Source organism: Galbibacter mesophilus (genome assembly GCF_023721415.1).
Classification (GTDB): domain Bacteria; phylum Bacteroidota; class Bacteroidia; order Flavobacteriales; family Flavobacteriaceae; genus Galbibacter; species Galbibacter mesophilus.
The window spans coordinates 826,945-849,766 of the sequence record NZ_JAMQVC010000001.1 but is presented as its reverse complement, the minus strand read 5'-3'; the positions used below and the strand labels follow the sequence as shown (position 1 = coordinate 849,766).

The 22,822-nt window shown below is 37.6% G+C and carries 13 protein-coding genes; 9 read left to right on the top strand and 4 right to left on the bottom strand.

Going from position 1 to position 22,822, the window contains the following annotated elements:
- The first annotated feature begins 65 nt into the window (after positions 1-65).
- Entirely contained in the window at positions 66-2,813 is a 2,748-nt protein-coding gene (locus NDQ75_RS03610) for a TonB-dependent receptor (protein ID WP_202028011.1), read from the top strand.
- A gap of 292 nt (positions 2,814-3,105) precedes the next feature.
- Positions 3,106-3,540, top strand: coding sequence for a hypothetical protein (locus NDQ75_RS03605; RefSeq protein ID WP_202028010.1), 435 nt, complete (start codon positions 3,106-3,108; stop codon positions 3,538-3,540).
- A 32-nt stretch (positions 3,541-3,572) separates the two neighbouring features.
- Here the strand turns inward: NDQ75_RS03605 and NDQ75_RS03600 are convergent, their stop codons facing one another.
- Positions 3,573-4,628, bottom strand: a complete 1,056-nt coding sequence (locus tag NDQ75_RS03600; protein WP_202028009.1) for an endonuclease/exonuclease/phosphatase family protein — start codon at positions 4,626-4,628, stop codon at positions 3,573-3,575.
- 51 nt (positions 4,629-4,679) lie between these two features.
- On the opposite strand from NDQ75_RS03600, the gene NDQ75_RS03595 reads away from it, so the two are divergent.
- From NDQ75_RS03595 to NDQ75_RS03580, 4 genes are all read left to right on the top strand, one after another.
- A complete protein-coding gene (locus NDQ75_RS03595) occupies positions 4,680-7,415 on the top strand; it encodes a carboxypeptidase-like regulatory domain-containing protein (protein WP_251762013.1) in 2,736 nt (911 codons plus the stop codon).
- Positions 7,415-10,090: a DUF5689 domain-containing protein gene (locus NDQ75_RS03590; protein ID WP_202028007.1), complete on the top strand. Its 2,676-nt coding sequence runs from the start codon at positions 7,415-7,417 to the stop codon at positions 10,088-10,090. The genes NDQ75_RS03595 and NDQ75_RS03590 overlap by 1 nt, the downstream gene beginning before the upstream one ends.
- A 33-nt stretch (positions 10,091-10,123) precedes the next feature.
- The gene (locus tag NDQ75_RS03585; RefSeq protein WP_202028006.1) at positions 10,124-10,840 is read left to right on the top strand and encodes a hypothetical protein; all 717 of its coding nucleotides are present in this window, start codon (positions 10,124-10,126) and stop codon (positions 10,838-10,840) included.
- A gap of 311 nt (positions 10,841-11,151) precedes the next feature.
- Positions 11,152-11,925, top strand: coding sequence for an amidohydrolase (locus NDQ75_RS03580; RefSeq protein WP_202028005.1), 774 nt, complete (start codon positions 11,152-11,154; stop codon positions 11,923-11,925).
- 287 nt (positions 11,926-12,212) lie between these two features.
- Here NDQ75_RS03580 and NDQ75_RS03575 read toward each other — a convergent pair whose 3' ends face one another.
- Positions 12,213-13,820 carry an Ig-like domain-containing protein gene (locus NDQ75_RS03575; protein ID WP_202028004.1) on the bottom strand — a complete coding sequence of 536 codons (1,608 nt, stop codon included), beginning with the start codon at positions 13,818-13,820 and terminating at the stop codon, positions 12,213-12,215.
- A gap of 158 nt (positions 13,821-13,978) precedes the next feature.
- Entirely contained in the window at positions 13,979-14,677 is a 699-nt protein-coding gene (locus NDQ75_RS03570; protein ID WP_207190430.1) for a ComF family protein, read from the bottom strand.
- Between the two features lie 40 nt (positions 14,678-14,717).
- On the opposite strand from NDQ75_RS03570, the gene NDQ75_RS03565 reads away from it, so the two are divergent.
- Together NDQ75_RS03565 and NDQ75_RS03560 are read left to right on the top strand one after the other, a co-directional pair.
- A complete protein-coding gene (locus tag NDQ75_RS03565; protein WP_202028003.1) occupies positions 14,718-15,638 on the top strand; it encodes a hypothetical protein in 921 nt (306 codons plus the stop codon).
- A 36-nt stretch (positions 15,639-15,674) separates the two neighbouring features.
- Complete coding sequence (locus NDQ75_RS03560; RefSeq protein ID WP_202028002.1) at positions 15,675-17,219, top strand: glycine--tRNA ligase; 1,545 nt, start codon at positions 15,675-15,677, stop codon at positions 17,217-17,219.
- Positions 17,220-17,476: 257 nt separating this feature from the next.
- On the opposite strand, the gene NDQ75_RS03555 is transcribed toward NDQ75_RS03560, so the two are convergent.
- On the bottom strand, positions 17,477-19,915 hold the full coding sequence (locus tag NDQ75_RS03555) for a TonB-dependent receptor (RefSeq protein WP_202028001.1): 2,439 nt from the start codon (positions 19,913-19,915) through the stop codon (positions 17,477-17,479).
- Between the two features lie 376 nt (positions 19,916-20,291).
- On the opposite strand from NDQ75_RS03555, the gene NDQ75_RS03550 reads away from it, so the two are divergent.
- The gene (locus tag NDQ75_RS03550; protein ID WP_202028000.1) at positions 20,292-22,757 is read left to right on the top strand and encodes an ATP-binding protein; all 2,466 of its coding nucleotides are present in this window, start codon (positions 20,292-20,294) and stop codon (positions 22,755-22,757) included.
- Positions 22,758-22,822: the final 65 nt, after the last annotated feature.

Below are 22,822 nucleotides of genomic sequence, written 5' to 3'. Positions count from 1 at the left end.
CAATGGCTTAATCCCTGAATCTATTTTATATGAGACTTTTGTACGGATAAAATAAATCAGACAACATGAAAACAACTTACAATTGGATTTTAACAGCATTGTTCATTTTCGTTTCGTTTTGGGGCTTTGCCCAAGGGGTTGTAACTGGTAAGGTTATAGACCAAGATTTAGGAGAGCCTTTACCTGGGGCCGATATAGTGGTTAAAGGTACGAGCATAGGAACCACTACAGGTTTTGATGGAAATTTTACGCTTAATGTTTCTTCAAATACGGGAAAATTAACCGTTTCCTATGTCGGGTATTCTTCAAAAGATGTAAGTTATGCACTTACGGGTAGTTCTTTAAATTTAGGGACTATTTCAATAGCTATTTCTTCGGAAGAATTAGAAGGAGTGATTATTACAGGGGTTCAGGATATTGCAAAGGACAGAAAAACGCCCGTAGCGGTATCTACTGTAAAAGCAGCGGAAATTCAAGAAAAATTGGGTTCTCAGGAATTTCCTGAAATATTGAATAATACACCTTCCATTTACGCAACTAAAACTGGAGGTGGTTTTGGAGATGCGAGGATTAATATTCGTGGTTTTGACACACAGAATTCTGCCGTAATGATTAACGGAGTTCCCGTTAATGATATGGAAAACGGACAAGTATATTGGAGTAACTGGGCTGGTTTAAGTGATGTTGCTTCTGCAATTCAGGTACAGCGTGGTTTGGGATCGTCCAAATTAGCCATTTCTTCGGTTGGGGGTACCATTAATGTAGTTACTAAAAGTTCTTTAAGAGCAGAGGGTGGTTTTATAGGAAGCACAATCGGTAACGATGGTTATGTGAAATCTATAGGCGCCTATTCCACAGGATTAATGGATAGCGGCTGGTCTGCTTCAGCGCTGTTCAGTCGTACCGGTGGAGCTATGTATGTGGACGGTAGTGATTTTGAGGGATACAATTATTTTTTCGCTCTAGGTTACAAGCCTTCAGATAGCCATCAATTGGAATTTACGGTTACAGGGGCTCCACAATGGCATCATCAGAGGGATTTTGCGCCAACAATACGCGATTACATTCAGTACGGAAATGGAACTGATCCAGATAGACGATACAACAGTGATTGGGGATATAAAAATGGAGAAGAATACAACTTCCGAAGAAATTTTTACCACAAACCTATTTTGAGTCTTAACTGGAGTTGGAATATCAATTCTGCAATGACTTTGGAAACATCAACCTATGCTTCCTTTGGTAGAGGAGGAGGAACTGGTGAGATAGGAGAAATAAACGGACAGCGTCAGTTTCAACTTCCAAGAACAAGCGACGGCTTGATAAGAGTAGACGATATTGTAAATTACAACAGCGGACAGTTAGTGCCTGATTTTAGTCCGCAACCAAGGCAACAAATCAACGGTTTGTATTTAAACAACAGTGATTTAAATCCGAATGAAAACAATACCAATGGTATTACAAGAAGAGCCTCTATCAATTCTCACAACTGGTATGGTATTTTGGCTAATTTGAATACGGAGATAAACGATCAACTAACCTTAGATTTCGGAATTGATTTAAGAAATTATAAAGGATATCACTACAGAAGAGTAAATGACCGTTTGGGTGGAGATGCGTATCAGCAGACAGATGACAGAAATAATCCTGTAAACGACCCAACACAATCTAATATTTTCTTTGAAACTTATGATGCTAATCAACCTTGGTGGGTTTTTGGAGACATAGATGATGAAGAAAAAATTGATTACTACAATATAGGATATGTAAATTGGTTTGGTGTTTTTGGTCAAATTGAGTATGAATTTACTGAAAATGTGACTGGATTTATTCAGGGAGCACTATCCAATCAAGGATTTGCCCGTGAAGAATTTTTCAGCGAGGTACCACCGGCCAAAACCGATTTTGAAAATATTTGGGGCGGTAACATAAAAGGAGGTGTTAACTGGAATATAGATTCACATAACAATGTATTTGTAAACGGTGGGTATTATTCCAAGCAGCCTTTGTTTGATGCAGTTTTCATTAACTTCTCCAATTCTGTAAATCCTAATCTTACAAATGAGAAAGTTACAGGTGTGGAGGTAGGTTATGGCTACAGAAGCTCTATGTTTAGAGCCAATGTAAACCTTTACAGAACAAGTTGGGCAGATCGTTTCGAATCGGTTACTGCTACTTTTAATGAAGGACAGCCAGATGAAATCAGAGGAACTGCCAACCTTTTAGGAATTACCCAAGTGCACATGGGAGCAGAATTTGATGGTAGATTACAACTTGATCAACTTGGTATTAATGGAATGTTTTCTATTGGAAACTGGGAGTATAAAGATGATGTAAGTGCGACTTATTTTGACAATGATCAAGATCCTATTATCATAAATGGACAGCCTGCTGAAGAGGTTTTGGAGTTAGACGGTGTTAAAGTGGGAGATGCGGCACAATTAACAGCATTTTTGGGAGCAGACTATAGATTGTTTGAGTTCTTGAGCATAGATGCTGGCTACCGTTTTGCTGATAATCTTTATGCAGATTTCGATGCAACTGATATTGACGACCAAGGTGCATTGCAATTGCCTTCTTATGGGCTTTTAGATGCTGGATTGTCTCTTAACTTTCCATTATTTAAGGATAGTACTACTATGAACTTTAGAGTAAATGTAAATAATGTTTTAGATGAAACCTATATAGCGGAATCAGACACTAATATATTTGCGCAACCAGGTGATGATACTTATCAAGGAATTTCAACATCCAATAGAGTATTCTTTGGTTTTGGTAGAACATGGAATGCTAGCCTTCGCTTTAATTTCTAAAAAGAAAGAACTATAATTTTGCAAATCCCGACTTGGTAAAACCATCGTCGGGATTTTTTTATTTCTTTCTGAAGCGAAATACCATTTCCCGTTTGAAATTACTTCTATAAAACGCCCTTTTTTCCTTTTCTATTTCAGAATAAAAAGAAAACGTAGCTATGGCTATGCTTTAGTTTTCTTCTTCTTATAAAGAAAAAAATAAACATTTTTCTTTTTCGGTAATTTCAAATAAGAACTGGTATAATCAAGCTTTAATTCTTATTTTTGAGGAACTAACAAACATTTATATTTCATGTATACTGCATTAAATCACTTGCATTCCTATTGGGCCTATTTTACACTCTTAGTATTGGCTATTGCATTCTTGAATGCCATGGTAGGATATTTTAAAAATAAAGATTTCAGCATGGCTAAAGACTTGCGAATAAGCTTGTTCGCTCTTATTTTTACACATATTCAATTGCTTATCGGACTCATTCTGTATTTCGTGTCACCTAGATTTTCTGCTTGGCAAGATGGCGGTGTAATGGGTAACGATTTACTTCGATTAATTTTAATAGAGCACCCTTTTACTAATATTATCGCAGTTGCTTTGATTACAATTGGATGGAGCAAGCATAAAAAAGAAGTAAGTTCTAAGCGAAAATTTGGCAAAATAGCATTGTTTTACGGGATAGGATTGTTTTTAATTCTTTTACGTATTCCTTACATGCTTTGGTTTGATTAATTCGGAAGAGAGAAGGGTGGTTCTTAAAAGCGTTACTTAACTTCTTTTACCAAATAGATATACACCGGAAAGTGGTCGGAATATCCAGCGGTATATGCACCAGCGGCATAACTGCGCCATGGATATCCCTTGTACTTTCCGGTTTTTGTTTTTAAGTAATCGGCATTAAAAACACCAGCTTTCCAAAATTGATAACCGGTCTGGTTGCGGGTTAAATTTTCAGTGAAAAAAAACTGGTCGAAAAGACTCCATTTATCACGATATGCAAGCGATCCAATTCCTATTTTGTAAAGCTTCTCCATAGGGTTGTAGAGATTTTCATTCTCCAGTTCTTCCCGATTCCCTTTAGTTCTAAGTATTTTTTTAAAGGAATCATCGGTGGGATCATCGTTAAAATCGCCCATGCTTATCAATTTTATTTCAGGATTTTTCCAAGTGACGGAATCTATTATTTTTTTGTTCAATCGTGCAGCGGCTTCCCTAAAAGGCTTGCTTCTTTGTTCGCCCCCACTTCGGGACGGCCAATGGTTTACTATGAAGCAGAAAAGTTCGCTATCTAAATACCCATCTACCACCAATTGATCTCTCGTGTAATCGCGGTAACCCTCTTCATTATAAATTATCAGTTTCCTAAAAACAGATTCGTTTGGGATAAAACGGTCTTTTTTGTAGATAAGTGCTACATCAATACCTCTTTCGTCCGGGGAATCCTGATGAATTATTCCGTAATCTAATGTTTGAAGTTTGGGATGGTTTATCAAGTCTCTTACGACATTTATGTTTTCAATTTCTGCCAAACCTATGATGTCTGGAGATGAACCTGTGGTGCTGGTTGTAGTGTTGGAAAGTGTAGTTGCTATCCTTTCAATTTTACTTTTGTAGCGTTCTTTAGTCCATTTATACTTCCCTCCCGGCGTTCGGTCGTCATCAAATACAAGGGTATCGTTTTTTGTATCATATAGATTTTCAACATTATAAAAAACAATGGATGTTACGAGATAGTCCTTTGATTGGCAAATCAATTCATTAACTGCCAAATTAGTGAACAGTAAAATTAACGCACTTATTTTGACTTTATTTTCTATCATAAGTAGTAAATATACTAATTTGTATTATATTTATAGACTACAATGCTGAAAATGAGTGCTAAGTGTTTATTTTTCTATATTCTAATTATTCAAATGTCCTTTGCCCAGACAAAGGAAATTGAGGGTTTTATTTTTGATGCACGTTCCAATCAACCAATTTTTGGTGTAAACGTTTCTGTCGAAAATACATTCTTAAAATCCAATACCCTAAAAGATGGTTCTTTTTATTTCACAGAAGTTGAAAATGGTGATAATATTTTGGTTCTAAGGAAAGAAGGTTATCAATCAAAAAAGCTGCCATTCACCAAAAAATTCGGTCAAAAAATAAATTTTGGAAAAATACTATTGGAGGCAGACGTTAAGGATCTTCAGCATGAAAATACCGTAACACTTACTGAAAATGATTTTGTAGATGATGTAGATGCCGATTTTTCTGGGGGAATGCTCCAAGCTACTAGGGATTTGTTTCTAACCCGCGCAGCATTCGACTTTAGTTCTTCCTTCTTTAAAGTCAAGGGGTACGATTCTAAATATGGGGATTTAATGATAAATGGTCTCCCGATGAATCGTGTTTTCAATGGTCGACCGCAATGGAAGAATTGGGGCGGATTGAATGATGTATTTCGAAATCAAGAATATTTCAATGAAATAAATGCTAATCCTTATAGTTTTGGTGGCATTTTGGGAACAACAAATATTACAACGGATCCCGCAGCAATGCGTCCCGGATTTAGAATTTCTTCTTCTTTTTCAAATAGAACATACACAGGCAGATTAATGGCCACCTACAATTCGGGCGTAGGGAAAAATGGACTCTCTTACTCACTATCTGCTTCCAAACGCTGGGCAGATGATGGTTATATTGATGGAACTCTTTACGATGCATACTCTGTATTTGCTTCCGTCGGGTATCAAATAAATAAAAGAAATAATATTTATGCGACTGCATTTTACACTCCGAATCGGCGTGGTAAATCTGCACCAATTACGGAGGAGGTATTTGACTTGGTAGGCAGAAAATACAATCCGTACTGGGGTTTTCAAGATGGAGAAAGAAGAAATTCTCGGGTGCGGAACATTCAAGAGCCTATTGTGATGTTCAATTACAATTATACAGGGAAACACTTTTTGCTAAAGTTGGGGATTGGCCACCAGTTTGGAACCTTTGCCAGCAGTCGTTTGGGATATTTCGATGCTCCTAGTCCGAATCCCGATTACTACCGATACCTTCCAAGCATTTACATCAATAATTCATTGGGGGCCAATTTTGAAAACGCCAATCTGGCTGAAGAAGGTTTTAAGAATAATCCTCAGCTTCATTGGAATTCCTTATACCGAGCCAATGCATCCGGATCGAAGGAAGGGAAAAGCTCGTATATACTTTACGATGATACCACCGACGAAAATCAATGGTTCTTCAACCTTACTTCAAGTTATACCCTATCTCCTTTTATAAAATTGGATGCTGGAATTAGGGGAAAAACAAGTTTTACCGATAATTACGGTTTGCTAAAAGATTTATTGGGGAGCGATTACCACGATGACATCGATCCGTTTTCCAACACAAGAAATAATTTTAATGATCCATCAGCAAAGGGAGTAAACGACAAAATAAGTTACCATTATGAAATGACTTCCAGTTTGTATGATGCGTTTTTGCAGGCCAATCTAGAATTTGAAAGGATGAGCTTCTTCGTGGCAGCGCAGCTTTCTCAAACCGATTATCAACGTAACGGAATATTTTTGAATGAACGTTTTCCTCTTACTTCAGAAGGGAACAGTGAACCGTTGTCGTTTACCAATTACGGAGTAAAGTCTGGGGTCACCTATAAGTTCAGTAATCGTCATGTTGTAAATATTCAAGGAACTTATTTCACCGATGCTCCTACCCTTCAAAATTCATTCGTGAACGCTCGGGAAAACAATAAAACAGTAGACAGTTTGTCGTCCATAACGGTGTATTCGGGAACATTGAATTATCAATTGAGACTGCCTAAGATTACCGCTAAACTCACTGGATATTATACGAATTTTTTGAACGATACAGACATTAATTACTTCTACGTAGACGCTGGAGTGGGAAGTGATTTTGTGCAAGAAGTAGTTACGGGAATAGGTAAAAGACACGTAGGCGGCGAACTGGGTTTTAGTTATCAGGCAACTTCAGAAATAAAACTTACCGCCGTGGCCGCTTATGGAGATTTCCGTTATACCGACAATGCCAATGTAACTATCAATTTTGATACCGCTGGAGCCGAAGATGAACTTATAAATCTAGCTGGAGAACTTGATTTGGGGAAAGCCCGCATTAAAGATTATAAAATTTCGGCTGGCCCGCAAAAAGCATATTCAGTTGGTGTAGAGTACAGAAGTAGAAAATATTGGTGGGTGGGACTTACCGCTAATTACATGGATGATAATTACGTTGATATTTCTGGAATTAAACGTACCGATAGCTTTTTGCAGAACCCCGAAGGAGGAACCTTTCCAAATGCAACAAATGAAGAAGTGCAGAGGTTGTTACATCAAGAAAAATTACCAGCGATTTATTTGTTAAACCTTACCGCAGGCAAATCATGGCTTATTAAAAAGAAATACGTCAGTCTATTCGGAAGTTTCAACAACCTTTTTGATGTAACCTACCGCACAGGTGGTTTTGAACAGAGTAGAAATGCAAATTTTGGTCAAGCGTATGACGATGATTTAAGAGGCGCACCTCTTTTTGGAAACAAATATTGGTATGGCTTCGGAAGGACTTTTTTCATAAACCTCGCAATAAGTTTTTAATGGATAGAATTACTTACATACCATTCTTACTCATCAGTTTGTTTCTATTGATGAATAGCTGCGCGGAAGACGATAACTATAAAACACCAAACGATATTTGTTTTGACGAAAATTTAGTAGCTAATGCCACTTTTGAAGATGTTAAGGATCTTTATCAAGGTGAGTTGCTTGAAGTTCAGGATGACTTTATTATTGAGGGTTATGTGGTGTCTTCTGATGAAGAAAATAATTTTTTTGGACGATTAGTCATTCAGAATTCAGAAGAAAACCCAAGTTCAGGTTTTGAATTGAACTTAGATTTTCGAGATCTCTATCTTTTTTATCCCATCGGACAAAAGATTTTAATTAAAACAAAAGGCTTGTTTTTAGATAATGAAAACGGGGTTTTTAAGTTGGGGGGCGTATTTTCAGCTTTTGGAACATCTCAAGTAGGGAGATTGCCAGCTGCCAAAATCAATGAGCATATTTTTGTTTCCTGCGAACCACTAAAGAGTATTCAGCCTAAAGAATTTACCTTATCGCAACTGGATTCTACTGCTATAAATACGCTGGTTACAATTACGGGTGTAGAAGTAACCCCAGAAGATCTTTGTAAGCCTTTTGCTGAGCCAGAAGAAACAACCATACGAACACTCACTAATTGCGGAGAGAACAAACTTCTCATGGAAAGTAGTGGCTATGCCAATTTTCAATCCGTACTTATGCCTTTGGGAAATGGAAGCATCACGGGAGTACTTACTAGAAATAAAAAAGAATATATTCTTACTATTCGTGAGCTGGAAGATGTCGCGATGAATAACGCTCGCTGCAACGATGTGGAATTTTATTGCGAAACTCCAACGGCAAATGCTACTATTTCAGAAATCAAAGAATTGCACGAAAGTGATGCCGTCAAGATCTCTGAAAATTTAATTTTCTCCGGAACTATTACGGCTAACGATGCTTCAGGTAATTTTTATAAGGAAATATATGTTCAGGATGAAAGTGGTGGGATTAAAATTCTAGTAGATGAAACCAATCTTTCTGAAAAAGGCTTTGGCATAGGAGAGAATTTCACGATTTCCACAAAAGGAATGCAAATTGATAAAGTTAAAGGAGAATTCGTTTTAGGTTTAATCCATGAAGAAAATGAATTGGAAGGAATAGAAGAAGAAGATTTTTATCGCTTTTTCTATGCTGAAAATACTTTGGGAACGGTCACACCAGAATTGGTTTCTATAACCGAGCTTTCAGAGGAACATATTGGAAAGCTTGTTCAGTTGAATGATGTACAATTTGCTTCGGAAGGTACTTTTGTTGAGAACAACCGGGATACAGAAGCAATATTGACGGATTGTTTGGCCAATGAAATTGTCATGAATACTTCACGACGATTTTCAAAAGGTGAAAATGTCTTGCCGACTACAAACGGTAGTATTATCGGTATTTTACAATATGATGAAGGCTACACGTTTCGTATCAGAAGTGAAGAGGATGTTATAGGTATGATTAACCAGCCATGCAATGTTTTGGAAAGTGCAAAACAGGTTGCCATAATCGATTTACCACTTTACGCAGAAAGCTCTAAAACAATTTTAGACAATATTAAAATAAAGGGGACTGTAATCTCTGATGCCGCTTCTGGAAACCTTTCAGAAGAAAAAATGATTCTTCAGGATGAAACAGGTGGGATAGAGATTCGTTTTGATGCATCACATGAAATTCCGTTAAATACTTCGGTGGAAATTGCTTTGAGGAATGTAATCTTAACCTATGATGAAAAGGGAATTTTGGTAACTGAAATTCCTACGGATCACATTTTGAAATCACAATCAGGTAGTTTTATAAATCCCATAAAAGTCAATTTAAATGGATTATCATCGTATAATTACAATAATACTTTGGTGTTGGTCGATGGCTTTCAGTTTGAGGACGAAAACGGAGTATATTCAGAAAATAATGTAATTGCTAATTGCAACGAAACATTTACCATTCCGTTACTGCCCAGTGCTAACTTTTTGGGTGATTCCGTAGAAAATGGAAACGGGAAAATTGTTTTAATCCCGCTACGCGACCGTTTGTACGTAAGAAATAAATCCGATTTTCAGTTTGATGAACCTTATGAGGACTGTTCGCTTCAAAATACCAGCGAATTCGTATTCATTTCAGAAATAGCTGATCCCGATAATAGTTCTACAGCAAGCAACATGCGATTTATTGAGCTGTACAATTCCGGTTCAAAAGAGGTAAATCTATCTGGTTGGCAATTACGCCGATACACAAATGCCAATATGGACTATACTGAGCGCAGTGTAATAGACCTTTCTGCCCATACCATCCCGCCACAAAGCACATTTGTTATCGCCGCAGATTCACTTGCTTTTGAATCGGTTTACGGTTTTAAACCAACTATGGAAGGAGGTACGGGGGGTGCAGCTGATTCCAACGGTGACGACAATATAGAATTGGTAGACGGCAATGGCAAAGTTGTCGATGTCTTTGGCGTGCCAGGTGAAGACGGTTCTGGTACTAACCACGAATTTGAAGATGGAAGGGCTCTTAGGGCCTCCAACATAACTACTAATAACCCTACTTACACTTTTGAAGAGTGGATTATATATAACGACACCGGAGGTTCCGGTACTACACGACAACCGCAAATGGCACCACAAGACTTTTCTGCGGGGGTTAGGTAAATGCCTTAATGTAATAACCATAAATTTTTAATCATGAGTAAAGAAAAGTATGAAAACAAGTTGCCTATTTTGAAGGAAATACCTTCATCTGAAGTTAAATTGCCCAACATGCCAATTGATGCTTTTTTACAAGAAGCAGAAGATTTATATGTTTGGGTTCAACAAGATAAACACGCTTTGGGTCGTGTGGGACTGCAATGGAAAAAATTTGTAGAAGACCTGCCCAATAGAACGGGAGCTCTTAGATATACCCAATCGTTATGGGTAAGTGAACGTTACGGGAGGGATGAAGCTCGAAGAGAATGGGACTTGCTAGCGCCGGGAGCGTACAAGTTAAGAGATGATTTACTGGATGCGTTTCGCTTTGCGTATCGCCAGCGTCAAGATGTTTTAAATCGGGTAAAGGAAATAGCAGAGGGAAATGGTCACCCGGATATGATTCAGGATTTGAGTGATTTAGCTTCCTTGGGGATGAAAAACCTACAGGAACTCCAAAAAATTAAGTTGGATATGATGTTGTTCAACAAAGCTGCAGCAACGGCAACGCACATGGCCGACCTCTTAGCCAAATCCAATGAAAGTACCGCCGATAATACCGAAGAAAAAGATATGCGGGATCGGGCGTACACCCACGCATACGAGGCAGTGTCTGAGATACGGGCCACGGGTAAATACGTTTTTAGGGATAACGAAATAAGAAGAAAGGGCTATTTAAATAAGTATATGAAACGATATCGGTTGAAGAAATAGTCCCGCAATACGATTTCCACTTCCCTACACGAGGGGAGGGTCATGTGCCCGAGGGGAAGCGTTTATATAGTGAGGGGAAGATGAAACGGCCGAGGGAATCATCGTGAGAAGCGAGGGGAAGGTCATTAGTTCGTGGGAAATGCCCATACACCCGTGGGGCGATACATAAGTTTCAGGGGAGTGCGTTACCGAGAGGTTTTATATTTAAACAACTTCGGAAAAGTAAAAGCCAACAAGCTGTTGCGGCCTGTTGGGTTTTTTTATGCCTTCAAATTTTTTAAAAATTGAGAAATAGCAAGTACCTTTAGGCTATGTCAAAATCACTTAAAATAGCCGCCATCCAAACTCCGTTGATTTGGGAGGATCCCCAAGCGAACCGAGAAATGCTTCAGCAAAAAATAAAAGAAATTGAGGGAGTAGATTTAATAGTTCTTCCTGAAATGTTTACCAGTGGGTTTACTATGAACGCCTCAGCAGTGGCCGAAGACAGCAACGGAAAAACACTGCCATGGTTAAAAAAACTTGCTTCTCAAAGGAATAGCGCTATTACCGGAAGCGTCGCTTTTAAGGAAGATGGAAAATACTTTAATCGAATGTTTTTTGTAACCCCTTCTTCGGAAGTATTTACGTATGACAAACGGCATACTTTTACCCTTGCGGGGGAAGATAAAGTATATACTGTAGGTAAGGAAAAAACGATTGTAAATTACAAGGGATGGGCATTGTGTTTGCAAGTGTGTTACGATCTTCGGTTTCCTGTATTTGCTAGAAATGTGGAAGATTATGACGCGTTAATCTACGTGGCCAATTGGCCAAACAAACGTGTAAACGCATGGGATGTTCTACTAAAAGCACGTGCAATTGAAAACATGAGCTATTGTATTGGGGTAAACCGAATTGGACTCGACGGAAATGATTTTGAGTATACTGGGCATTCTGCAATTTACGATCCATTGGGAGCAACCGTGGTGTATAGCGAACAAGAAGAAACCTTGTATGCAGAATTGGATAAAAACCTCATTGAGAAATACAGAAACGGACTCAAATTCTTATCCGACCGAGATGCATTTACGCTATTGGATTGATGTTTGTTGTAATGTAAATAAGTAAAAAGGGAAAGAGTGAAAAGAGGAAAAAGTTGATTTTTTGAACTGTTTATTCGGTGAATTGACTAATTTAAATTTTTCGAGCTTCTGTCTCCCTTCTTCTAGCTTCCAGCCTCTAGCTTCGATTGCTGATTTGTTAAGTTGATAAGTCGCAAAGTTGTTAGCTGCTCGATTTTCTTGAAGAGCCTGAAATCCCTGCCAACTGATTACTGACCATTGGCTTCTATTTCTAGCATCTAACACCTAAAACCCAGCACCCCAAAAAACTACTGCAAAATAAACGTTTGTTCAATCTCCCAGTTGGCACGTAATTCTACCGGGTCGGGGTAATAGCTTATACGCTCGGGCTGAATTTTTTTTAAGTAATTTCCAGTGTCCCATTTTCCGTTTCCGTTGCTGTCGTGAATAACGCGGATGAGATACGTAGCCGGATCAATATTTCTAAACTCGTAAGCATATTTCTGCTCTTTTATAAAAAGCTCCTGTTTTACTTCTCCTTTATCATCGGTAAGCTGAAGGATTATAGGGTACTTGTCGACATTTTTCAGGTTAACACGCATGCTTCCTAAATCAGCTAAACTTTTTGTCGATGTGTTATAAGTAAGAGTGTCATTTACATCTCCATAAAAATCGGTAATGGCTCCGGGCAATAACTTCAATTGATATTTTTGATTGGGTTCTGTAGCCCATTTAAAACTCAACATGTTGTCGGCTTTATTAAGGTTTGCCGTAAAATCCAATTGCACAGAATCTTGATTTATAACGGAAACAAACTCTTGGTTATACGTTTCCATTGGTGTTGATGCGTATAACTTTAAAGAATCATTTAGACTGAATTTCTTACTTGCTTGGGCTACCACTAAAGTATCGGCATATAATTCTTTTATCCGAACGGTAAAGGTGTCTAAAGCCTTTTCTTTTCCAACTTTAAAAACGAGGGAGTCGGCTTCAAAAGGAGTGAAAAAGTAATGAAGGGTATCCGTTTTCATATCCTTAAAAATCCTGTAATCGTAATCAGCAGGTTTTTCAGATAGCAACTCTATTTCCATTCCTTTTGGGTCGCCTTCATACCCAAAAAAGAGTTTATTTTTAGCAATAAGGGAAGGTCTGGCAGGTTTGTAATCAGGAACTTCTTTAAACAGATTTAACCCGTAAATAGAATCGTTTGGTATTTCAACAAAATGATCGATAAATCCAATTTTATCGGTTTTAGGATCGAATTTATAATTGTTCGCCTTGTCCTTAATAGCAACCATACGATAAAGACCTTCTTTTAAATTGGTCAGTCGAAAGTTCACCGAGCTGTCGAGTGTGTTGGTAATGTAATTCGGCGGTTTTTGAAAAATTACGGAGTCTGTGTACGCTGAATCCACTTCATACAACATCACCGAAATAAATGGATCTGGTTTCTTTTGAACAGCGTCGATAACAAAACCTTCTACTTCCAAAGAATCAATATAATCACCGGTTGAAAAAGCATAGGTGAAGAATGAATATGGATTTTCTTCCGTATTATCTACCACACTTTGACCGAAATTAAAAACGTAAGTCGTGTTCTCCTTTAGGGTGTCTAATAATTCAATTTCCAGATATTTGCTCGCTCCCGATTGCGGGAAAATAAAAGGTTGGTTTTTTAGTGGAGGGGAAACGATTAGTTGTTTTTGAAGATCTTTCAGCTTAATGTATTCATCAAACGTAATTCTAATTTTATCTTCATCAAAATTAGTAGTGTTGTTTTCTGGATCCGAAGAAATAATATACGGGGCGTCTACATCTTTTGGGCCACCTTGCGGGGTTCCCCTTCTAGCGCAGCTAATGATACTAAGTAGAATACAAACAAAGAAACTATAACCAAAAAAGCGAGTAGCGTTCATAAAACCCAATTAAAGCTGCAAATTAACGATTATTTTTAGTAACGTTGAAATTAAGATAGGATTATAAAATAAGGTGATAATTGAAAATCTTTTCTTTTTGAATAAACCTATTTAGACTCAAGTTTGGAAGTTAAATTGAATATAAACCTATAATCTAATTAAGCTGTAATCGCAATGGTAGCAATGCTTATTTTTATGTTCTTATTTTTTGAAAATGCCTTAATACAGCGCTCCATTGTTGCACCGGTGGTAATTACATCATCTACAATAAGAATGTGCTTCTCATTTAAATTGGTTTCAGTAGTAACTATGTAATTGGATTTTTTACCGAAATTTCTCGAAAGACGGTCTTTTAGTGTCTGACTTTTGGAATAGGAGGTGTTAATCAAAATTTCTTCGGAATAGGTTGCTCCCAATGCTTTAGCAATTTCCTCGCCGAACTTAGAAACTTGGTTGTAGCCACGACTTTTAAGTTTTTTGGGATGCAAAGGCACTGGAATTACTAAATCGATATCGTTAAATCTTTTTGAAGCAGCCAGCTCTTTACCCATCCATTTTCCAAAGAAAATACCAATTTCTTCATGACCTTTATATTTTAAATGATGAATAAGCTGTTGTACGATTCCTTTTTTGTAATATCGCAAGAAGGAAGCGCCGTTTTCAATTTTTACCCTTCCGTATAAAATTTTTTCGGTTGGGTTGTCGTTTTCATTAATATATTGAGTGAGTGGGAGCTCATGCCTACAGGAAACACAAATAGAACCCGCATGCGGAGGGATAATTTTTGTACACCCTAAACAAGTGGTGGGAAAAAATAAATTTTCAAGATCATTTATTATCTTTACCGCTTTAATCAATTCTAATAGTTGAAGTTATATTCAAATCTAACTAATTTAAATGAGTGCTCAAAAAAAGCAGCTTGGCCAAAAAATAATACTCGGAGTCCTATTACTATGTATAGCCGCCCTAACGGGTTTCTCTTACTTTAATTATGTGGAAAGTGAAGAGAAAGTTACTTTTTTAGAAAATGCCAAGGGTATGATTGTCGAGGACTTGGAGAGTATTCAAAACGATTTGAACGAATTGGCGAAAGAAAACGATTCGCACATTAAAGAAATTGATTATAGCCGAAAGCGCATCGCCATGTTGATGGATTCTATTGAATTGTTGGAAGTAGATTACCAAATTTTAGGTCGCTACCGCAGGGAGCTTGCTGAAATCCGAAAGGAAAATAAAGAACTTCATAAAATTACAGATTCCATAAAAAAACAAAATTTCCTGTTGTCTAGGGAAATTGATAGTACAAAACTTCGGTACATAGAATTGGAACGGTATTCAAATGCGTTGAAAAGCGCTAACGAAAACCTTACCCAATTTACGGATTCTTTAATTAACGAAAACATTGCGCTTTCCATGCAAATAGATAAAAATCCAGCATTGAAAGTATCCAACTTAGCCGGATTTGCTTATAAAGTAAGAAGCAATGGAAAAGTTATAGAAACCAACAGGGTTTCTAAAACAGAACGTTTGCGGGCGTGTTTCAATGTTGCTCCAGGAACCTTGTTAAAGCCAGGGGAAAAAGAATTTTATATTCAATTTATCGATCCGAATAACAACATTCTGGGCAGCCGAAGCGCAGTTAGCTTCAACAATAAAAAGCTTATCTACAGTAAGAAAATCGTTATCGATTATGAAAACAAACCGCTCGGGATTTGCGATTATATAATTGTAAATAACCTCGGCATGGAAGGTGATTACAGGGTAAATGTTTTCTACGAAGAAAATTTACTGGCTTCGTCGGTTTTTAAGCTGAAATAAAAATTCTAATTCTCCTAAAAAGTATATTTTTGCGACATGGCAAATCAAGATGATCAATTTAAGAAAGTAATTTCCCATGCTAAAGAGTATGGGTATATTTTTCCATCTAGTGAAATTTATGACGGTTTAAGTGCCGTGTATGACTATGCACAAAACGGTGCAGAACTTAAAAAAAATATCCGCGACTATTGGTGGAAAGCAATGGTGCAAATGCACGATAATATTGTAGGAATAGATGCCTCCATATTAATGCACCCAACCACTTGGAAAGCTTCTGGGCACGTTGATGCATTTAACGACCCTTTAATAGACAATAAAGATTCAAAAAAGAGATATCGCGCAGATGTTTTGGTAGAAGATTATGTTGCCAAAATAGAAGCTAAAATAGACAAGGAAGTTGCAAAAGCGGAAAAACGCTTTGGTGATGCCTTTGATAAAGAACAATTCGTGGCTACCAATCCGCGTGTGGTTAAATATACAGAGCAGGCTCAGGCAATTTTAAAACGTTTGGGTCAATCTTTGGAAAAAGAAGATTTGGCAGATGTAAAAGCACTTATTGAAGAGTTGGAAATAGCCGATCCCGATACAGGAAGTAAGAACTGGACAGAAGTAAAGCAGTTCAACCTTATGTTTGGCACGAAATTAGGAGCTTCAGCAGACTCTGCGATGGATTTATACTTACGCCCAGAAACAGCACAGGGTATTTTCGTGAATTTCCTGAATGTTCAAAAAACGGGTCGTATGAAAATTCCTTTTGGAATTGCCCAAACAGGAAAGGCTTTCAGAAATGAAATCGTAGCAAGGCAATTTATTTTCCGTATGCGTGAGTTCGAACAAATGGAAATGCAATTTTTCATTAAACCCGGAACGCAGAAAGAATGGTACGATTACTGGAAAGAAACCAGATTGAAGTGGCATTTGTCACTAGGAATGGGCGAAGACAATTACCGATTCCACGATCATGAAAAATTAGCTCATTATGCTGATGCTGCTTCTGATATTGAGTTTAAATTCCCATTCGGATTTAAAGAATTGGAAGGGATTCACTCCAGAACCGATTTCGATTTGGCACAACATGAAAAATTCAGCAATAAAAAATTGCAGTATTTCGATCCTGAAGAAAACAAAAGTTACGTTCCATATGTTTTGGAAACGTCTATTGGATTGGATAGAATGTTCTTGGCTGTTTTTTCTAACTCGTTACAGGAAGAAGAACTTGAAAATGGTTCCACACGTACCGTTTTAAAACTTCCTGCAGTATTAGCACCTACAAAAGTGGCTATTTTACCATTGGTGAAAAAAGACGGACTTCCAGAAGTGGCCAAAGAGATTTTTGAGGAATTGAAATGGGATTTCAATGTAACTTATGATGAAAAAGATGCCGTTGGAAGACGTTACCGTAGGCAGGATGCAGCGGGAACACCATTCTGTGTTACGGTAGATCATGATACCTTGGAAGATCAAACCGTGACGATAAGACACCGTGACACCATGGAGCAAAAAAGGGTAAAAATTACCGAGCTTCGTGATTTGGTGAAAGAGGAAGTAGATGTAAGAAACTGGTTGATGAAAGTTAAATAAAAAGATAGAATTAAATCCGACAGCTTTTGAGAGCTCGTCGGGTTTAAATTAAGTTTATCAAACCCCGAAGGTTTTTAAAACCTTTGGGGTTTTGTTTTTTAAATCAATGAAGTTTTAGGATAGCATTTATTAATGAGAGTAACATAAAGTTCTATAACGGGCTTCGACAAGCTCAGCCTGACAAAAGGATTTTCTTTACTAATATAATCATGAATGAATCATTTAAAATTATATTGGTATCACGTTGAATTAAACCTCTAAAAAGTTACCGTGGCACCTACTAAAAAGTTTATACCCGCTTGTGGATAATAACCCGCACCATCTAGAGTTGAGATTGAGTTATCATCGTTGGTCACGTCAAAGGTGTAGTAATAGCCGTTGGAGATGTAGTCCACATCAAAAATATTATTTACCAGTCCGCTAAAAACAATCGATTTAAAAAAACTGTTCGTTTTTAGAGTGTATTGGAGATTTAAATCATTTACAAAATAATCGCTCAATTTTGAACTTTCAGCATCGATGTTCCCTAAATATTGCTCGGAAACGTATTTGGAGAGAAACGATACCTGAAAGTTTTCAGTAGGCATGTAAGTAAAATTGTTGCCCGCAATAAAGTTCGGTGAATATGAGATGTTGGTGTTGCCCAATTCCTGCAACTCACCATCTATTTGGGTTACAAAATCAATATTTTTATTGGTGCTAAGAGCGAAATTAGGTTGTATAAAAAATTGGTCACCTAACAATAAAGTGGCATCTACTTCCAAACCGAGTCGGTAGCTGTCGCCCACATTTTCCCTTAGGGGAGCTCCTACATCGTTTAACTCACCAGTAAGCACCAATTGGTTTTTATAGCGCATGTAATACGTGTTGGCGTTGATTTTAACTTTTGGGGTTGCATAACGCCACCCCAATTCAAAATCGTTTAAGGTTTCCGGTTCTGGGTCGCCGCTTTCATAATCGTTCCTATTGGGCTCGCGGTTTGCTCGCGCGTATGAGAAATAGAGTCTGTTATCGTCGTTAAGGCGGAAGGTAACACCGGCTTTAGGGTTAAAAAAATTAAATTCGTCATCCACCAATCCTGTTTCGTTTCCATTGGCCTTGTAAGTTACGCGACGGTACTGTAAATCTCCGTAAAGACTCAGTTTTTCAGTAAAATCGTACGTAAGCTTGGCGTAGGTATTAAAGTCGGTTTTATTAGAGGTGTCGTCGTAATAACGATCTCTAATTTCGCTATCGGTGGCATAGCGTGCCCAAATAACTTCTCCAAAATGGTCTCCTTCATATTGGTTCCAAGCACCTCCGGCGATAAACTCCATGTTTTCTTTTTGGTATTCCACAGAAAAAGTAGTTCCGTAGAAATCATTGTCCAGCCAGCGTCTACGGATATAATCCATAGAAGAAATCTCTTCACCATTTAAAGTGAAATTGTCTAAGCCTAAGAAACTAAGTTGAGAGTCTCCGGAAAACAGGACATTTGTGTAATACCAATCATCTACATATTCCTCAAAAAAGCCTCTACCATGCGTGTAATGAATGGCCAAATTGGTACTCCAGTTATTGTTTAAGCGTTCGTTCCAATGCAATTGAAAATGGTCTTGTTTGTAATCGTCTACTTGATTATCATAAAATCCTTCAAAATTACCTTCATCATCATACTTGACACCCGCTATGTTGAATCTTCTGTTGGTTTCAATATTGCCATCAAAACCACTTGCAGCTATGGTGGCGGAATCAAAACCAAACCAAGACTGGTACGTAATTTCATGGCCGCCAAAAACCAATGCTTTAATAAGCGTGTTTTCATCGGTGTAGGCACCTTGTAAAAAATACGATTCCAAATCGGAGGAAGCCCTATCGATATAACCGTCGGATTTAATTCTAGACAATCGTCCAGAAACCTCAATATGGTCGTTTAGCATACCAGTGCTAAATTTTATATTTGCTCTACGCGTATCGAAACTCCCAATAGAGCTGGAAATTTCAGCATATGGGTCTTTGGAAACGGCATCGGTTAAAAGGTTTAAACTTGCTCCAAAAGCACCCGCCCCGTTGGTGGAAGTTCCTACACCTCTTTGCAATTGTAAACTTTCTGTTGAAGAAGCAAAATCGGGCATATTTACCCAGAAAGTCCCGTGGGATTCGGCATCATTATATGGAATTCCATTTATGGTTACATTAACACGCGTGGCATCGCTACCTCGAACGCGAATTCCGGTATATCCTACTCCCGCTCCAGCATCAGACGTAGTAACTACCGAGGGCATATAGTTCATTAAAATAGGAATATCTTGTCCTAAATTTCTTGGCGCCATTTCTTCCGCAGTAAGGTTAGAGAATGTTACGGGAGTATCGGCGTTTACCCGAATGGCAGAAACCAATACTTCATCGAGCATTACATCTTCTTCGGCAATTTGAACATTCAAAGTAGTGTTTTCGGTTACTTGAATGGTTTTTACGATGGGTTGCTGAGCGGAGAAGTTAAATGAAAGTGTTTGCTTTCCTTCGGGAACCATCAGTTCATAGTATCCATCGGCATCGGTTTGTGTGCCATTTCCGCTTTCTTTATGAAGGACGGTAGCGCCCGGCAGTGGAATGTTCTCTTGATCGGTGAATACACCGGAAACCTTAAATTCTTGAGCATTGATACTGCTCACAGAAAAAAGTAAAAAGCTAATAAATGCGAATAAAAACTTCATTCGTAATTGTTTTACGAATAAAAGGGGTCATTATTCTGGTTTATATACTTGTTAAAAATGTTTCTTACAAGAATTGATGTAAGAATTTTGCTACTCACCTTACGGCAAGTTTTTGCCCTTTCCTAAACAGCATTACCTGTTCAAGGTTCTATGGGTATAATCTCAGCCTTTTTCTTGTTTTTTTGATAATAATTGATACAAAATTGAAGGAAAAAAGCACCCCTTTTGAGATGCCGCAAAAATACAAAACAAAGAAGTTTTAATTGAATTATTTTGATAAAAGTTTACCCCACTTTAATTACCTTTAGAAATTGAAAAAACACCTTGGGTTTCAGTGGTTCGTCCCAAATAGAATTGCTCAAGCAAAACACAATTAATGAAAGAATCTAAAAATAGAATTCCCTTAAAAGTTTTTTTAAGCTATTTAGCATTGATGTCGCTGGTTGTTGTAGTTGGTTGGATGGTTTACAAGGAGTTAACATCTTTTACGCAAGCCCAACGGGACGAAACCCTTGAGAAAAACAAAATACTACACATTGGAAAACTGCTCACATTGCTTTACGAAAGTGAAAGTTTTGCACGTTCAGCGGTACAATCAAATAATGGAGAACCTTATTATAGCTTTCTTCGGAAGAATGATTCAATTTCCTCCCAAATAGATTCCATTAAACGGCTTATCGATCAGCCACATCAACTTAAGTTGTTGGATAGTGTTTCGTATTTGCTTCAGCAGAAAGTAAAGAACATTAATGAACTCAGGCAATTGCGACTTAATGATACTTCAGAAAAAAATATTGAAACGGCCATTGAAAAGTTATCGAATATTGAAGATCAGTTGGGGAGATTATCTTTAAAGGACTTTGTGCAAGATCCTGAGAGCTTAGATGAAGATACTAAAAGACTTTTGCTGGAGCGCATTGATATTTACAACCGCTATATTCCGCGTGATTCCAGTAATTCGGTAGACCAAGAAACGTTGGATTCTATTGTGACGGCTTCACGGGAAATGCTTCAGAATGTAAAAGAGGAAGCTTCTTCCCAAAAATTGTATTATGCTTTTAAGGAAAGGCAGTTGTTGAAAAACGATCTCACCACATCGCAACAATTGCGGCAGATTCTTACTGCATTTGAAAATGAATTTATCATCAATTCACAACAACTCAATGCCGAAAGGGATAAAGTGCTTCAGCGCAGTATTCGGGTGGTTTCCGTAGCAGCAATTATTGGTGCCGTGTTGGTGGTGCTATTTTCGTTGATAATTTTAAGGGATTCTTGGAAAAGTCAGCAATACAAAAGGCAAATAGAAAAATCCAATGAACATAATAAACTATTGCTGAAAAGTAGGGAACAGCTTATTTCTATGGTGAGCCACGACCTACGTACTCCGTTAAGTACCATTGTTGGTTACACCGAATTGCTGAAAGGGGAAGATTTAACCGAAAAAGAATCGCATTATACAGATAGCATAAAAAATGCATCCAAATACGTAACGCAGTTGGTAGAAGACTTGTTGGATTTCAGTAAATTGGAATCTGGAAAAATCAAAATAGAGCATGTTTCTTTCAACTTACGCACTTTGGTAAAGGAAACTGCAGAAAGCGTACAATCTATTTATGCTGCCAAAGATATAGCGCTGGTTATTGATATCGATCCCACAATAGACAAATTGTTGTTGGGAGATCCGTTCCGAGTAAAGCAAATTCTTTCCAACCTTATCGGGAATGCTTATAAATTTACCGAAGCGGGAAGCATTACTATTAAAGCCAGATTGAAAAGCACCAGCGAAGGAAAGCAACTACTTACATTGTCCGTCACCGATACAGGTATTGGCATTAAAAAAGAAAAGCAGGATATTATTTTTGAAGAGTTTACGCAAGCGGATAATGATACCGAAAAGAAATATGGTGGTAGCGGTTTAGGACTTACTATTTCCAGAAAGTTAGCTAAGTTATTGGGTGGGAACCTTTATTTGGAAAGTAAAGAAGGTAAAGGTTCTACTTTTTCTTTTGTGTTCCCGGCGGAATTCAGCACACAGGAAATTGTTGAACAAACGGAGGAAATTCATGAAATCCCCGCTAATGACAAGCAATACACTGCAATTGTAATTGACGATGACGAAACTTTATTGCAATTAAATAGGGAAGTGTTGGAGAATAACAACATGAAGGTGCATAGCTTTAACAGTGGGAAAAAGGCTTTGGAGGAAATTAAAAATATTGACTACGATTTTATTATTACTGATATTCAACTACCCTCCTTTAACGGATTTTTCTTTGCGGAAACGCTCCGCTCAGAAGAGCAATATCGTTACAACGGTCAGCCTATTATTGCCGTTACCGGAAGAAGGGATTTAAACAAGAAAAGTTATATTGAAGCTGGTTTTGCAGAGTTTTTATACAAACCCTACGAGCCTAATCAACTTTTAAAAAGGATTAGTATGGTTTTAAATGAAGAAAGTGAAACTCCGGAAGCCGAAGAGACATTTCCAGAGCAGAAAGGTGCCACAAGCGAATTGTTTGATCTTAGTTCGTTGAGCTCTTTTTTAAGTGATGCAGAAGCTGTGCGGGAGATTTTGGAAGTTTTTAAAGAAACAACCGATGAGGATATTAAAAAATTAAAGGGAAAGGTAAAAGCAAAAGACTACGACGGCATACGTGGTATTGCACATAAAATGCAAACAATGTTTAAGCAAATAGATGCGCAGACTGTAATTCCGTTATTGGATTTCTTAGAGCATTTTAAAGAAGAGGAAAAAGATCAAGTTCCAACGGCTTATAAAACATTGAAGAAAAACATTAAACTCACCTTTAAAGCTATTGAAAAACATTTAAAGACTTTGTAAAAAGAATTAGACGAGAATTGCCAGACTCTTGGGATTCCATAGAAGCCATTTACGCAAATCTTGAA

Excerpts from the sequence above, each read along its gene's own strand:
- NDQ75_RS03585 (WP_202028006.1), top strand. The coding sequence starts at position 10,124 with ATGAGTAAAGAAAAGTATGAAAACAAGTTGCCTATTTTGAAGGAAATA.
- NDQ75_RS03610 (WP_202028011.1), top strand. The coding sequence starts at position 66 with ATGAAAACAACTTACAATTGGATTTTAACAGCATTGTTCATTTTCGTT.
- NDQ75_RS03565 (WP_202028003.1), top strand. The coding sequence starts at position 14,718 with ATGAGTGCTCAAAAAAAGCAGCTTGGCCAAAAAATAATACTCGGAGTC.
- NDQ75_RS03555 (WP_202028001.1), bottom strand. The coding sequence starts at position 19,915 with ATGAAGTTTTTATTCGCATTTATTAGCTTTTTACTTTTTTCTGTGAGC.
- NDQ75_RS03580 (WP_202028005.1), top strand. The coding sequence starts at position 11,152 with ATGTCAAAATCACTTAAAATAGCCGCCATCCAAACTCCGTTGATTTGG.
- NDQ75_RS03590 (WP_202028007.1), top strand. The coding sequence starts at position 7,415 with ATGGATAGAATTACTTACATACCATTCTTACTCATCAGTTTGTTTCTA.
- NDQ75_RS03595 (WP_251762013.1), top strand. The coding sequence starts at position 4,680 with ATGAGTGCTAAGTGTTTATTTTTCTATATTCTAATTATTCAAATGTCC.
- NDQ75_RS03575 (WP_202028004.1), bottom strand. The coding sequence starts at position 13,820 with ATGAACGCTACTCGCTTTTTTGGTTATAGTTTCTTTGTTTGTATTCTA.
- NDQ75_RS03600 (WP_202028009.1), bottom strand. The coding sequence starts at position 4,628 with ATGATAGAAAATAAAGTCAAAATAAGTGCGTTAATTTTACTGTTCACT.
- NDQ75_RS03605 (WP_202028010.1), top strand. The coding sequence starts at position 3,106 with ATGTATACTGCATTAAATCACTTGCATTCCTATTGGGCCTATTTTACA.
- NDQ75_RS03560 (WP_202028002.1), top strand. The coding sequence starts at position 15,675 with ATGGCAAATCAAGATGATCAATTTAAGAAAGTAATTTCCCATGCTAAA.
- NDQ75_RS03550 (WP_202028000.1), top strand. The coding sequence starts at position 20,292 with ATGAAAGAATCTAAAAATAGAATTCCCTTAAAAGTTTTTTTAAGCTAT.